At 53.9% G+C, this 14,837-nt stretch carries 13 protein-coding genes; all 13 read right to left on the bottom strand.

What is annotated here, in order from left to right:
- Positions 1–2: 2 nt before the first annotated feature.
- The 13 genes from K7H94_RS03345 to tssH all read right to left on the bottom strand — a co-directional run bounded on the left by K7H94_RS03345 (position 3) and on the right by tssH (position 14,801).
- Positions 3–443: a DcrB-related protein gene (locus tag K7H94_RS03345; protein ID WP_127834554.1), complete on the bottom strand. Its 441-nt coding sequence runs from the start codon at positions 441–443 to the stop codon at positions 3–5.
- Positions 444–577: 134 nt separating this feature from the next.
- Positions 578–1,537, bottom strand: a complete 960-nt coding sequence (locus tag K7H94_RS03340) for a hypothetical protein (protein WP_222951646.1) — start codon at positions 1,535–1,537, stop codon at positions 578–580.
- A gap of 60 nt (positions 1,538–1,597) precedes the next feature.
- Positions 1,598–1,999, bottom strand: a complete 402-nt coding sequence (locus K7H94_RS03335) for a hypothetical protein (protein WP_245001395.1) — start codon at positions 1,997–1,999, stop codon at positions 1,598–1,600.
- Positions 1,990–2,241: a hypothetical protein gene (locus K7H94_RS22955; RefSeq protein ID WP_245001394.1), complete on the bottom strand. Its 252-nt coding sequence runs from the start codon at positions 2,239–2,241 to the stop codon at positions 1,990–1,992. The genes K7H94_RS03335 and K7H94_RS22955 overlap by 10 nt, the downstream gene beginning before the upstream one ends.
- 55 nt (positions 2,242–2,296) lie before the next feature.
- A complete protein-coding gene (locus K7H94_RS22950) occupies positions 2,297–2,737 on the bottom strand; it encodes a hypothetical protein (protein WP_245001393.1) in 441 nt (146 codons plus the stop codon).
- A gap of 216 nt (positions 2,738–2,953) precedes the next feature.
- Entirely contained in the window at positions 2,954–3,301 is a 348-nt protein-coding gene (locus K7H94_RS03325) for a hypothetical protein (protein WP_245001392.1), read from the bottom strand.
- An 11-nt stretch (positions 3,302–3,312) separates the two neighbouring features.
- Positions 3,313–5,793, bottom strand: a complete 2,481-nt coding sequence (gene tssI / locus K7H94_RS03320; protein ID WP_222951644.1) for a type VI secretion system tip protein TssI/VgrG — start codon at positions 5,791–5,793, stop codon at positions 3,313–3,315.
- 308 nt (positions 5,794–6,101) lie between these two features.
- Positions 6,102–7,166, bottom strand: coding sequence for a hypothetical protein (locus K7H94_RS03315; RefSeq protein WP_222951643.1), 1,065 nt, complete (start codon positions 7,164–7,166; stop codon positions 6,102–6,104).
- A gap of 20 nt (positions 7,167–7,186) precedes the next feature.
- On the bottom strand, positions 7,187–7,510 hold the full coding sequence (locus K7H94_RS03310) for a hypothetical protein (protein ID WP_245001391.1): 324 nt from the start codon (positions 7,508–7,510) through the stop codon (positions 7,187–7,189).
- A gap of 136 nt (positions 7,511–7,646) precedes the next feature.
- A complete protein-coding gene (locus K7H94_RS03305) occupies positions 7,647–8,705 on the bottom strand; it encodes a PAAR domain-containing protein (RefSeq protein WP_222951642.1) in 1,059 nt (352 codons plus the stop codon).
- A 24-nt stretch (positions 8,706–8,729) separates the two neighbouring features.
- Entirely contained in the window at positions 8,730–10,688 is a 1,959-nt protein-coding gene (locus K7H94_RS03300; protein ID WP_222951641.1) for a type VI secretion system Vgr family protein, read from the bottom strand.
- A 16-nt stretch (positions 10,689–10,704) separates the two neighbouring features.
- On the bottom strand, positions 10,705–12,162 hold the full coding sequence (locus K7H94_RS03295; protein ID WP_159377909.1) for a serine/threonine protein kinase: 1,458 nt from the start codon (positions 12,160–12,162) through the stop codon (positions 10,705–10,707).
- A gap of 29 nt (positions 12,163–12,191) precedes the next feature.
- Complete coding sequence (gene tssH, locus K7H94_RS03290) at positions 12,192–14,801, bottom strand: type VI secretion system ATPase TssH (RefSeq protein WP_166711076.1); 2,610 nt, start codon at positions 14,799–14,801, stop codon at positions 12,192–12,194.
- Between the last annotated feature and the right edge of the window lie 36 nt (positions 14,802–14,837).

Here is a 14,837-nt window from a genome sequence, read left to right as displayed (position 1 = left end):
AATTATCCCTTCCGTGGGGCGTTCAGCGTCAGGCTCTGTTTGAAGGCATGCCAGCGTGCCCCGTCTTCTTCATCAAAAGGCCGCATGGCTGAAAAAGTAAATATCATCAACATATTGGTTTCTGGCACGTTTACTGCCAGCTGACGTTGCCACAGAGCCTGCCCGTTGCGATCAAAAGCCGTTTCCACTTCGATGGCGCGCAATGTGTTGTCGGCTCCCGCCAGCACGCGTGTAAATTCGCTCTGCTCTACATGGCCCATCTGGCTGCGCAACGTATCCCACTGACGGTGAAATTCCTGCTCAAAATCGCTGCCTTCGGCGATTGGCCCACGGCTGACGATCAGCGCCAGCCCGGTGGCCTCATCGCGCAGAATATTCATGCTGGTGTCCTGCCAGCCAGCCGGAAACAGGGCGAACGCGCCCTCGTTGAATTGGTAGTGCATGTTGGATATCCGTTTGAGGAATAAATGAGGATGGATCTATGTAGAATCACTTTAGCGAAACGAATTTAATTAAGCTGTTCCATCGCCAGTAGATAATTTCATTTGTATATTAGCTAGTAATTGACAGTGACGTATTACGCATCATTAAAAACCATCATAATATGACTTATGCGATGTTCTTCAATCTGAAATAAGAGACGCTTTCCATCACCCTCGTAATAAATCCAGTATTGATCATCACTGTCATCAACAGCGCCTTTGCCATAACGACGTTGCAGAGCGCTTTCGCCGTCACCAACTGAAACACCTCTGTACGTTTTGATACCCGGCGAATTAAGGGTGATTTGCGCTATGATATAACTATCGCTGTCGCGATGCTCTTTTTCCCAGTTCAAATTGGAAGAGTAAATATCAAAACCTGGATAGTTATACTGATAATAATGATAATTTCCGGCTTCTGAAGGTCTGTCGCCCGCATAGCTTTCAGCAATCGGCACTCCGGCGGGCCGCTTTGTCAGATTATCCCATTCGTCTCCCAGCGAGACACGATAATGATTGATTTCCACACTGAAGTCGGAGGCTGAAAGAGGTTTACTGGTACAGTTTGCTTGTAAGTTACCTGCAGAATCCCCCGCAGGGTCGCTATTGAAACGCTTTGCCCAGGCAGCAATATCAGGCTGCAAAGTTTTCTCAGTATTATCATTACATCGATAACTTATTTTGCCCATTTTAGCATCTGTCCATGCAGCATAGATCCTGCCATCAGGTTGTATTACAAAGGCTGAAGCCTGTTCCAGGTAGAGATCTCTTAACCAGCCTTCCACAAACAATCCGCCTGCTGATGTCAGGTGCGGTTCACCATACACATCAAAGTTTTGACTGAAGGTATCGTAATCAGGACCCAAAATGGTCTTTAGCTTCAGCAGTACATCTTTGTTGCTAAAAACGGATGAAACTTTATCAAGGCTATTATAATCAGACATCACTACGTCTGCTCTGGCTGACATCATGCCGAAAGCCATAACTGCCACAACACTAAATAAAGCTAATTTTATACGCATCAACTTACCCGACAAGCCAACTTTTAATAACACTCACAGATGTTCGTTCCGGATGATAAAGCCGACTAAAAGAGCAATAAAACCCCGTAGGAATTACTTTTTAACTGGATGAAAAACTCCGTTATCAGATCCTGCATCAGTTAACAAAGAATAATTTTTCTTATCGACTTTAAAACGAAAAAGATGTACAGAAGTATTTGGGTCTCCACCACAAATAGCATAGCGTTTATCCTCTCGAACATCGATAATGAAATATTTACTGTCAGAGACATCATCATAATCATATGCTAAACAATGATCGCGTAATAACGATAGCTTATTATCCCTGATAGCTTTATGTACCGTCAGGACAGCAATATCTTCATCAGTTTGAGTTACATTTTTAGTGTCATAATGGATATTGCTTTTAGCTGAAAGAACAGAATAACTAAAAACGGCACAAGAAAAAAACAAGATACACTTTAAGCAATACCGTCTGAACATTTTTATTCCCACTTATCATCCTGTGATAGCAATACCTTTTTGTCTCTTGATACCGTCAGCGTCAACGGCTCAAAATTAATGCCATACTCTATATTTCCATTATTGAAAATCATACCAACTGCTTTGGCTGCATCAGGGGAATCAATTGTGTGGCCGGTAAGTGAAATCTGGCTACCATCGCTATTTCTCATGCCATAATACTTTACTTTTTTACAACTGGTATAAAAATCCCCACAGTTATTTACAAGAGTCACGGTGAATCCTGATGTCGAAAAAACCTACTTTTTAACATTACATTTCTATTTGGCTCTATCTTTTTAAGGAAAAATCCTTGGGAGCATAAAACTCACCATGGCTCGGCAGTACAATTAAATGCCAAAGCATGGCGTTATTATTTAATGTCAACTCAGCCTCTCCATTTTTACCACCAAAGACAGAGTCAAATTTCACATTAGCTTTATTATTCTTCACAACGCCATGTAAGTTATTCTCATCACCATCAGGGCAATCAATACGATTACCACTATTCTTAATGTAGCAGTAGCGCCCAACAACCTTCCCATCAACTTGTCTGAGCTTGATATTTAACGTGGAATAATCGGAGCTATTTTCATTACCCGCAGTACCAGACCACTCACCGTTGAAATCTATCGCAGCCCATACAGGAGCCGCAAAAGAAAGCAATATCATTGAGAAAAAGCAGGCTTTTTTTGAAAAAATATATTTCTTAATCATATTCGGAAGCGACATTAATAGGGGCTCCAGCTAACCTTGGCTTCGAAATTCAATCTGTACGCTGATCTCCAACGCATAGAGAAGTTTATATTGCAGTAATTATCGGGGTTATTGTAGCTATATAAATCACCAAAAATAGAAAAACCTCTATGATGGCCAGCGCACTTTATCGTATGGACAATTGATTACATAACACTCCCCCCTGGCAGCCCAGGAGGTTGAGCAAAATAATTAATTGGGGTTGTTATAGTCAGGAGCCAAACCCTTGTGGGTTGCAAGCAATCTGTCTTTTTTAACCCAGCCCATGATTTGATCACCATCGTTAGTGAGGTACATGACCCGATAAAATCCATTCTGCTCAACATAGGCATAAAGATCATCATTTGGCACAACAAATGTCCCTTTTAATAAACACTTTTCATCAGGCGCTGAATAAAACTGCAAATGTCCTTTCCCTCCGACTTTGTACAGATTATCAGTATTATCAAACCGGTCCCCGTTAGAAATCCCTGACTTATCTAACTTTGCACAAAAATCATTAGCTGAAGCTGCCAGGGGCAAGGCAATAATCATCGCCATTAAAAACCTAATCATATCATCCCTCTACCTTTCATAATCCCGATAAGTTTTTTAGCATACTCCGGATCTGTTGCATAGCCTTTCTCTTGTAGCCCCTTCGCCCATTCAACAGGGTCTGAAGATTTGAAAAGACTACTGTAACGTTTATTATCCATCAAAAACTGACCATGCTGTTCAATACTCTCTTCAACCGATCCATAAGTTGCAAAGCTATCAACAATTTTGATTTTCTTACCGTTGACATACTCATGCGTTACGGTTTCCGCAGCATTTTTAGAACCAAATGATTTTATTCCAAAAATATTGTTACTACTTATATTCGTTTTCTTATCAAATGGAACCAAGTCTCCCCAGCTTGATTCAAGGATCGCCTGCGCCGTAGTGACTTCTGCCGGAACGCCCGTTTTCTTTTCACTGATCTTAGCTGCAGCATAGACCTTATCAAAAAAAGCTTGTTTATCTGCTGGTAACGGGCGTGCTTTGCGAGCGGGGTGATTTGCTACAGGTGCAGCGGTCGGCTTAGCGGCAGCAGAGACCGCAGCTTTCGGCGCAGCCGGAGCCGCCTGTCCTTTCTGTTTAGGGGGGAACAGGTTCTCCACCGCTTTACTGATATTCTGTTTGTGATCGGCACCAGGCGCACCGGTGCCGGGCTTTGCACCGTCAGTATTCAGGTTCAGCTTGCCGCCGGATGTTGTAATATGGCCATCACCCTGCACGAAAATATTGAAGCCTTTACCGACGATATTAATGTGACCGTTAGCGTTGAGTTCAATAGCGCTTTCACCGCACTCCAGACGCAGTTTGGTGCCGGATCCCAGAACATAGGTATCAACTGCCGCGTCCAGCTTGCCTTGTCCGGTCAGGAGCTCCTCGCCGCCTTTGATACCGTGTACACGGTTGGTCTCAACGCGGTACAGCTCATTGCCGCCAGCATAATGGCTGTGGTTGTTGGCGACCGAGTGGCTGGCATCGTTTTTAACGTGCGTATCCATGTTTTTCTGCGCCTGGATCCAAAGATGCTCCTCGCCCGCCTTGTCCTCGAAGCGCAGCGCGTTTGCCGTATCCGCCGTGCCGTCCTTCGAACGGCTCAAAAACCCCATCTGCGTCGCCGCCGCCGGCAGCGCCCACGGCGGCATGCTCGCCTCGTTGTACACGCGACCGATGATCAGCGGCCGGTCCGGGTCGCCGTTGATGAAGTCCACCACCACCTCGTCGTTCACCCGCGGGATCTGCACGCCGCCGAACCCCTGGCCCGCCCACGCGCTCGACACCCGCACCCAGCACGAGCTCGTGTCGTCGCCCTTCGCCAGTCGGTCCCAGTGGAACTTCACCTTCACCCGGCCGTAGCGGTCCGTCCAGATTGACTCACCCGCCGGGCCCACCACCTTCGCCGTCTGCGGACCGTGCGTCTTCGGCCACGCCGTCGCCGGCTCCGCCCGGTACGTCACCGACGACGGCAGCACCGTGAACGCGATGTTGTGCCGCGCCCCGCCGCCGCCGCTCGCGTACCCGTTCTCCTCAAAGTCGTACCGCGCCGACGTCACCAGGTACTCTCCGTTGTCGCTGAAGTGCGGCGCGTTCACGATGCCGAACCGGTACCCCGGCGCGATGCCCGTCGCCGTCCCCGTTCCGCTCACGCTGTGGTGCGCCACCTGCCACACCTCCTGGCGGATGCGCGTGTAAAACTCGCCGTGGCTGTGGTCGACAAAATGGCCCGGCCAGTCGTACACGTCCACCGCCCCCGGCACCGGCGACACCGGGTTCTGCCGCGCCTGCAGCATCCACGCGTTCGGCTTGCGGAAGTCGTAGTCGTCCGTGCTGTACATCCCCGGCGTCACGCTCTCGCACAGCGACCACTGGCTGATGCCCTCCTCCGTCACGCTCCCGCCCGACGCCGTCACGTGGTACGGTATCGTCTCGTACCCCGCAAACGCCTCGTGCTGGTCCGCCCCGTCGCACAGCACCATCACGTGGCGCTCCGCCTCGTGGCGGAACCAGTAGTAAATCCCCTCCAGCTCCATCAGCCGGCTGATGAAGTCGAAGCTGCTCTCCTGGTACTGCACGCAGTACTCCCACACCCGGTAGCTGCTGCCCAGCCGCGTCTCCACGTTCACCCCGTTCTCCTGCAGCAGCGTCTGCACTATCTGCGGCACCGTCTGACCCTGAAATATCCGCAGGTTGCGGTCCCGGCGCATCGGCCACAGGTCCGGCTCCACCCGCAGCTGGTACACCGCGTAGCGCGTCCCGCTCAGCTCCTCGCTGCGCACCGCCACCCGCGTGATTTTCCCGTTGAGGTAGCGCGGCGACAGCAGGCTCTGCGTCGGCAGCGTGAACGTGACCGGCTGCCCCAGCAGCGCGTGACGGTCGATGCGCGCGTCCGTGGCCAGCAGCTCGGCGTTCAGCTCAAACGACTGCGACAGCGCCTCGGCGCCGGTGAGTTTCCAGAACAGCAGGCCGTCCATCGGCAGTTGCGCGGTAATGCGTGAGAACATAAGCAGATTCCGTAACTTATTTAAGTGATTGAGTCATCGGGGAAGGTTAAACGCCAGGGAGTGAAATGCAGCATATAAGCATTACGCTAAAAATTAACGAGCAGTCTTGTAGTGCTTTTTTCTTATTTCATATTCGGGAAGTGTTCGATGATCAGGGTATTGACCGCTACCAGGTAATACCCACGGGTCAGACAAGCGTCTTTTACTGTTGCAGCGGATCACATGACGATTTTAAAAAAGGTGCCGTTATACTTATTGCTACGAGGCGAAATACCAGCTAAAACATGATTAATCGACAGCAAATGTCATTATTTCACATTGATTCTTAGTGTTGCCAGAATAATTTCCAGGCAGCGCTTATTCGCTTCATAGTAATAATTTTTATCATTCCTGTGCTGCCCCACCAGCTCAACGTAGCACCACAATCCTGAACAATTGAATATGTAGCTCTGGTAAAAGGCACGCATTTTCTCTTCGTCGCTGTAGAGTTCACCTGTACAGGTCAATATCGAACCTAGCGCAGCATTAATATCATTAGGAATGGGTTCCAGCTCGTTTGCCGCCAGCGTGACGGAATGCTCATGCTCTTGGAAACGTAGCGTCGATTTTTCAAAAGCATCTTCTGCGGAATGGCATACCGCGCCAGAATAAAAGTAAAAATTAATGACCCCATAGTTTACGCCATTTATAGTATGATCAACGATAAGTCTGTTCTCAGTAATAATCTTGGCATTCCATGAAACCGGTATTCTAAAAGCGCTTTCCCCATCCAGGTTTACCGAGGTTAGCAACTCCGCCATGGCTAAGTTACTGCGATGCAGCAGATCCCAGTTAACCACTGTAAAATAGATGTCATTGGCAAGCGAAGGATAGTCGCGTGCTGCACACGACGCTTTTAATAAGAAATAGTTTCCACCGCCGCTGTCCCGGTTGTAATCTTTTTGGACGGTGTATCGTGAGATCACGTCGTCACCGGAAGCGTGCGTTCTTAGGGTTAATACATCCGCGAAAATACCGTTTTCTGATGCCTTACCGACAAGACGGCGATGCAAGACCTTTTCGCCCATTATAGCAAGTTTTTTAAACAACCAGTCAGACGCATTCATCTCCCACTGGCAGCGTTCATACGCGACCCAAACTTCCAGATAGGGTGAGTCATCCATGGTTAAGTAGCGTCCGATATTGGTTAAATCAACATCAGGGAAGGCAACCGGCTCCAGTTCCGCTGGCTTGAGGCTTTTTGGCAGCACAACCCAGTAATGCAGCATTTCTTCTCTGGCTGAAGTATAAAGGCATTTCCAGAAGCGCTGTTCGATCTCTTCTTTAGAGAAACCCGGTGTAAGGGGGAAAGCATAGTCCGTATCAATATTCATAGCCTGTTTCCCTCCTTAATTTAATTCGCCAGCCAAATACCGTAATAAATCACTATAGAGCCAAGAGAAACCACGCATTTTGCAAAGATGAGCATGCCAGGCACCAACTTACTGGCAGCCGGTGAAAATCGGGCATAATTATCAGCATTATATTTCTTGTGAAAACCCACAATACCACTAAATAAAGTGCAAATCATTATAATCATAAACTTTATACCAAGAATAAATATAAAAGAAATGCCTACTTCCTCCATCAAATCCCCAGCAAGATTATTGCTGAACCCGGGAACAACCAACACTAATCCTTTAAGCACAAAGGCAAGCACTACAATACCAACCAGCACACCTATAAATTTCTTACCAAACCCTGCCCATTCTTTTTTATTATAAAAATCTTTCCCATTCCAGACATAATAGACTGTTACGATCCAAAAAAGAAAAATGCTAAAAAGTTCATGTTAAAATTAATCCTATGCTTATTTAATCGCCAATTAAAACCGTGGCGCAACCGTTGATAATAGCACCATCTCCCCCACCATTGCTTCCAGATTTATCTGCATTATCCCTTTTACCAAAAAACAGGTCTCGTAGTGGTTTTAATGCAATTTTCACATTAATTTCGCCTGTTAAACCCAATATGATAGCTAACCTAGCTGAGAGCTTTACTGTGGCTGAGTAATCGGTTTCATCCGCATAAGCAGTAAAACCTACTGATGTACCTACTCCCCCTAGATGCACTCCGCCTTTTGCATCTGCTACTAAAATACCGTACAGGCTTACTTTCCCCGTAATGCTTTCTTTCACTGCCGCCGCACCTGCGCCACCTTCCAAGCTGAACCCATATCGGCCCTTATTGCCGGTATATATTTCTGCAACCGCTTTTGCATCAGCAGTGCCAAGCGTAACATCACCGGTAGCTACGGCATACAATGTATTCTCTGTTCCTATTGAGCCCGTAGCGCCATATTGCATACCCGTTGCTGCAGCTTTACCATTAATGCCATAGATTCCGCTATCGCCGTTGTAAAATGACCCGGTTGCATTGGCATCCGCTATTTTATTCCGCAGCTCACCTTTTAAGAGTGTGTCACTTTTCATATTCGCTAATGTGAGGTTTTCAAGTGAAAACCCTGTCGACACAGTGTCATAACTGCCATCATTAGTACTGTCTTTCAGGCTGGCATACGCTCCTAAAATTCGCGCATCGTAGTGCTCACCATGCAACATCCCATCCTCACCAGCCTTCTTCGCCAACGAGCCCCCCCAGTATTGCGGGGGCGCAGGTTTACATTTCGCAGGTGCCGACGCCCCGCCTGCATGACACTGCGTCTTATCACCCTGACGGGCCAGCTCCATACCGTTAACGAATACGCTGCCGGAGCCGCTGACGATAATACCGCCACCGTGTTGCTTACAGGAAAATTCATCACCTTTTCGTGCAGCGGGAAATCCACCAATGATAACGTCAGGACTGCCACACTGAATTGGGCCATCGTGAGCCGCTTTATCCACAAAAGCTCTGGCCGCAGGCATACCCATACCGATGTTCCTTCCAATAAGCGATTAACTGTTAATTTTGACGACCGCGCTTTTGATGTCGGTAATGTTCGTGCCGGTAATGCTTACCGTATCATTTGCCTTTAATTCAGCATCTTTACCAGTACCTAAAGTGGTCAGCTCATTGCCCTTAAACAATGCCTGCAACTCGCTCTCAGCATGGATATTTCCCGTATTCACCTGGATTTCAATGGCGTCGGGGGTGATCAGGAGGTAATTCTCTTTCACCTTTAACTTGATGCTTGTGTTGGCTTCAAGCAGCGCATTGCCCTCTTTATCCATAGTAAGCACCGTTTCGCCTTCGCCAACATTAATAACGTGCTGGACGCCCGTATTGCTTAGCGCATGTTCACCCACGTCTGCCTGACGATTACGCTTTATTGAGACCTTCTCGTCACGGCCTATAGTTTTATGCCGATCCATCCCAACATGGTGCGTCTCACAGCTTTCCACTTCCGTATCCATATTTTTTTCGGCGTGGATCCAAATCTGCTCATGCCCCGCTTTATCCTCAAAGCGCAGCGCGTTCGCCGTGTCCCTGTGACCATCTTTGCTGCGGCTGTAAAAGCCCATCTGCGTCGCCGCCGCCGGCAGCGCCCACGGCGGCATATTGCCATCGTTGTAGACACGACCGGTTACGATGGGCCGGTCCGGGTCGCCGTTGATGAAGTCCACCACCACCTCATCGCCCACGCGCGGGATCTGCACACTGCCGTACCCCTGGCCCGCCCACGCGCTCGACACCCGCACCCAGCACGAGCTCGTGTCGTCGCCCTTCGCCAGGCGGTCCCAGTGGAACTTCACCTTCACCCGGCCGTAGCGGTCCGTCCAGATTGACTCTCCTGCCGGGCCCACCACCTTCGCCGTCTGCGGCCCGTGCGTCTTCGGCCACGCCGTCGCCGGCTCCGCGCGGTACGTCACCGACGACGGCAGCACCGTGAACGCGATGTTGTGCCGCGCCCCGCCGCCGCCGCTCGCGTACCCGTTCTCCTCAAAGTCGTACCGCGCCGACGTCACCAGGTACTCCCCGTTGTCGCTGAAGTGCGGCGCGTTCACGATGCCGAACCGGTACCCCGGCGCGATGCCCGTCGCCGTCCCCGTTCCGCTCACGCTGTGGTGCGCAACCTGCCACACCTCCTGGCGGATGCGCGTGTAAAATTCCCCGTGGCTGTGGTCGACAAAATGGCCCGGCCAGTCGTACACGTCCACCGCCCCCGGCACCGGCGACACCGGGTTCTGCCGCGCCTGCAGCATCCACGCGTTCGGCTTGCGGAAGTCGTAGTCGTCCGTGCTGTACATCCCCGGCGTCACGCTCTCGCACAGCGACCACTGGCTGATGCCCTCCTCCGTCACGCTCCCGCCCGACGCCGTCACGTGGTACGGTATCGTCTCGTACCCCGCGAACGCCTCGTGCTGGTCCGCCCCGTCGCACAGCACCATCACGTGGCGCTCCGCCTCGTGGCGGAACCAGTAGTAAATCCCCTCCAGCTCCATCAGCCGGCTGATGAAGTCGAAGCTGCTCTCCTGGTACTGCACGCAGTACTCCCACACCCGGTAGCTGCTGCCCAGCCGCGTCTCCACGTTCACCCCGTTCTCCTGCAGCAGCGTCTGCACTATCTGCGGCACCGTCTGACCCTGGAATATCCGCAGGTTGCGGTCACGGCGCATCGGCCACAGGTCCGGCTCCACCCGCAGCTGGTACACCGCGTAGCGCGTTCCGCTCAGCTCCTCGCTGCGCACCGCCACCCGCGTGATTTTGCCGTTGAGGTAGCGCGGCGACAGCAGGCTCTGCGTCGGCAGCGTGAACGTGACCGGCTGCCCCAGCAGCGCGTGACGGTCGATGCGCGCGTCCGTGGCCAGCAGCTCGGCGTTCAGCTCAAACGACTGCGACAGCGCCTCGGCGCCGGTGAGTTTCCAGAACAGCAGGCCGTCCATCGGCAGCTGCGCGGTGATGCGTGAGAACATAATAAATCCCTGATGATTAACTGTGTGGATCGAGCAACCAGACGCCTTCTTCGCTGATGGTCAGCGTTTGCTCGCGCGTGCCGCCCTGGCCGCTGATGGCAAAGGTATAGTTGCCTGGCGCCAGCTGTAGCGCGGCAAAACCGTTGGCGGCAGGCACCAGCGCCTGCGGTTTGCCATTCACCTGGACGCGTTCGCCCTGCTGCAGCTTGATGTAAACCTGCGCGACCGGCTCCGGCGGCGGAGCAGGCTGCGGCTCCGCTTCGCGCGGTTTTTCCGGCGTTACCGCTGCCGTTGCGGCTGGCGCTGACGACGCTGAAGGTGAAACTGCCGGATCAGCAGCTGGCGCGCTGTTTTGCACCGTCTCTGCCGGCGCCGCAGGCTCGTCGCCCCCGGACATCAGCAGCCCCACGCACAATCCTACCAGCACGCCCGCGGCCACCAGCCCCGGCAGCGCAAAGCGATGGCGCAGCAGCGATTTCACCGGCGAAAGCGTTTCGGCTTCGTTCGCCTCTTCCACCGGCACCAGCATGGTGCCCGGGCCGCTGATTTTGGCGCTCAGCAGCGGTTCCGGTTCGCGCTCTGGCAGCGCCATCAGCCCGGCAAAGGCATCAATATCCTGCGGCCGATCTTCCGGTTTGAGCGCCAGCGCGCGGTCCACCGCCGTCAGCAAGGCCTGGGAGTAGCCCGGCAGGCGGCGCGCGGCCAGCGGCTGGTAGTTATCTTCGATGCTGCGCACCACGCTCACCGGCGGTGGCGCCCCGGTGATCAGTGTGTGCAGCACCGCGCCCAGCGCGTAAATATCCGTCCACGCGCCCTGTTCGCTCTCGTCGTTATCGCTGTATTGCTCGATGGGCGCATAGCCCGGACGCAGCATGGTTTCGCTCTCATCCGAGAGGTTACCAATGGTTTTACGCGCAGAGCCAAAATCCAGCAGCACCGGCTCGCCGCTGCTCTGAATCTGGATGTTATCCAGCGAGATATCGCGGTGCAGGTAACCGGCGTCGTGGATGGTTTTGATCGCACCCAGCAGCGGCGGCAGCAGGCGACGAATCCAGGCTTCATCCACCAGTTGCGGATTGCGCTCGCGCAGGTTCGATAAGGTGGTGCCGCTGTAAAACACCGTGCCCATGTAAGCGGTGTCGTTCTGCACCCAGAAACGCAGCACGTGCAGCAGATTTGGATGGTTGAAGCGGGCCAGCAGGCGCGCCTCCTGAATAAAGCTGTTCAGCCCGGCATGAAAGGTTTTGCTGAAGCGTTCGCTGCGCAGCACCAGATTCAGGTCATCGCTGCGCACCGCCAGCGAAGCCGGCATAAACTCTTTGATGGCGATATCACGCTCCAGCTGATGATCCCAGGCACGATAAACAATGCCAAAGCCGCCACCACCGATCACTTCTTTAATTTCAAACTCATTGAAACGGTAACCCACCGGCAGAGCGTTGGGTACGTTGAGGGGATTATCGTGTTCCGACATTTTCGAAAACTCTCTGATCACTAACGGCTTTAGACATCGAACTGGCAAACAAACTCGCCCTGCTCACAGCGTACCTGCACGCGACGATAGCGTTCATCGCGGGCGTGGGCGCTGAGCAGCATCTGGCTCATCTGCGGCAACAGGGTATTGGTAAGGATGGCGTCGACCATGCGGCCACCGGACTCCACTTCCGTGCAGCGCTGCACGATCTGGCTGATGACCGAATCGTCAATCTGCGCGCTGATGCCGTGGTTATCGGCGAGGCGCTGAACAATGCGGCCCAGCTGCAGCCGGACGATTTCCGCCAGCATCGCGTCGCTCAGCGGGTAATACGGCACCACCAGCAGGCGACCCAGCAGCGCCGGCGGGAACACCTCCAGCAGCGGTTTACGCAGCGCGGTGCTCAGCGCTTCCGGATCCGGCATCAGCTCCGGATCGGCGCACATCGCGCTGATCAGCTGCGTACCGACGTTTGAGGTCAGAATAATGATGGTGTTACGGAAGTCGATATGACGCCCTTCGCCATCCTCCATCCAGCCTTTATCGAACACCTGGAAGAACAGCTCGTGCACATCCGGATGCGCCTTCTCGATCTCATCCAGCAGCACCACGCTGTAGGGACGACGCCGCACCGCCTCGGTCAGCACGCCGCCTTCGCCATAGCCCACGTAGCCCGGCGGTGCGCCTTTCAGGGTGGAAACGGTGTGGGCTTCCTGAAACTCGCTCATGTTGATGGTGATGATGTTCTGCTCGCCGCCGTACAGCGACTCGGCCAGCGCCAGCGCGGTTTCGGTTTTGCCGACGCCGGAAGGACCGCACAGCATAAAGACGCCGACCGGTTTGTTCGGATTGTCGAGGCGCGCGCGTGAGGTGCGCACGCGTTTGGCGATCAGATCGAGACCGTGCCGCTGGCCAATCACGCGCTGGTTGAGCGTATCGGCGAGATTGAGCACCGCGTCGATTTCGTTTTTCACCATGCGCCCCAGCGGAATCCCGGTCCAGTCTGCGACCACGGCGGCCACCACGCTGGCATCCACGGCGGCAAACAGCAGCGGCGCTTCGCCCTGCACCTGCTGCAGCTGCTGTTGCGTCGCGTCCAGCTCATCGCGCAGCGCGGCTTCGCCCTCCGTCACGCAGCGCGCCCGCAGCGCAATCAGCTCATCGACCAGTTCACGCTCCTGCTGCCAGCGCTGCTGCAACGCATCGCGCTCGGTTTCCAGCGTCGCGCGCTGGGCGGCAACCGCCTGCGAACGCGCCGCATCGCCCAGCCCGACTTTGCTTTCGCGCTCAATGATCTCCGCTTCAATCTCCAGCGCGGCCAGACGATGCAGGCAATCTTCCAGTGCCGCAGGCTGTGCGCCCTGGCTCACCGCAACGCGTGCGCAGGCGGTGTCCAGCAGCGCCACCGCTTTGTCCGGCAGCTGGCGCGCCGGAATGTAACGGTGCGACAGCTTCACCGCCGCGCTGACCGCCTCATCCAGCAGCAGTACCTGATGGTGCTTCTCCAGCGCGCTGACGGTGCTGCGCAGCATCAGAATCGCTTTGGCTTCATCCGGCTCCTGCACCTGCACGGTCTGGAAACGACGCGTCAGTGCCGGATCTTTCTCAATGTACTTTTTGTATTCGGCCCAGGTGGTGGCACCGATGGTGCGCAGCTGGCCGCGCGCCAGCGCGGGTTTCAGCAGGTTGGCGGCATCGCCGGTGCCCTGCTGGCCGCCGGCACCGACCAGCGTGTGGATTTCGTCGACGAACAGCACAATCGGCGTCGGGCTGGACTGCACTTCATTAATCAGCGCCTGCAGGCGCGCTTCAAATTCGCCTTTCATGCCGGCACCGGCCTGCAGCATGCCGATATCCAGCAGCCACAGCTGCACATCCCGCAGCGGAGCCGGTACGTCGCCAGCGGCAATACGCAGCGCCAGGCCTTCAACCACCGCGGTTTTGCCAACACCCGCTTCGCCGGTCAGCAGCGGGTTGTTCTGCCGGCGACGCATCAGAATATCCACCATCTGGCGGATCTCTTCATCACGGCCGGTGACCGGATCGATGCGTCCTTCGCGCGCGCGCGCGGTGAGATCCTGCGCGTACTGCGCCAGCGTGCTGGTGCTGGCTGCCGGTGCGGCACTCTCGGTGCCCGGCTGTGCCACCAGCGCCTGCTGTGCCTCTTTACTGCTGGCGAGCAGCGTGTCGAACTGCTCCAGCAGCGCATCAGCATTGATACGGCCAAACTGGCCGGAGATGCCTTTCAGCACGCTGGCGAGGTTGAAGGTTTTGAGCATGCCAATCAGCAGATGGCCGCCGCGAATGCGCGTCGCACCGTACTTCAGCGAGGCGTAGACCCAGGCGCGCTCGACGGCGCTGTCGATGTGTTCGGCGAGATCGGAAACCGCGCTCGCACCGCGCGGCAGGCGGTCGAGCGCCGCGACGATATCCCGCGTCAGCGCGTTTTCATCCAGTGAAAAATGGCTGATCACCCGCTGTAAGTCGCCATCCTGCTGCTGCATCAGCTGGTGCAGCCAGTGCACCAGCTCAACATAAGGATTACCGCGCAGTTTACAAAAGGCGGTGGCGCTTTCCAGCGAGGTAAATAACAGCGTATCCAGTTTGCCGAATAACACGGCACGGCTGATTTCTGACATATCGGGTCTCTTTAATGAAAGAAGCAGGCTGTGTAA

The sequence above is a fragment of the Pantoea dispersa genome (assembly GCF_019890955.1).
Taxonomy (GTDB): Bacteria; Pseudomonadota; Gammaproteobacteria; order Enterobacterales; family Enterobacteriaceae; genus Pantoea; species Pantoea dispersa.
This window is presented reverse-complemented; position numbering and strand designations above follow the sequence as displayed.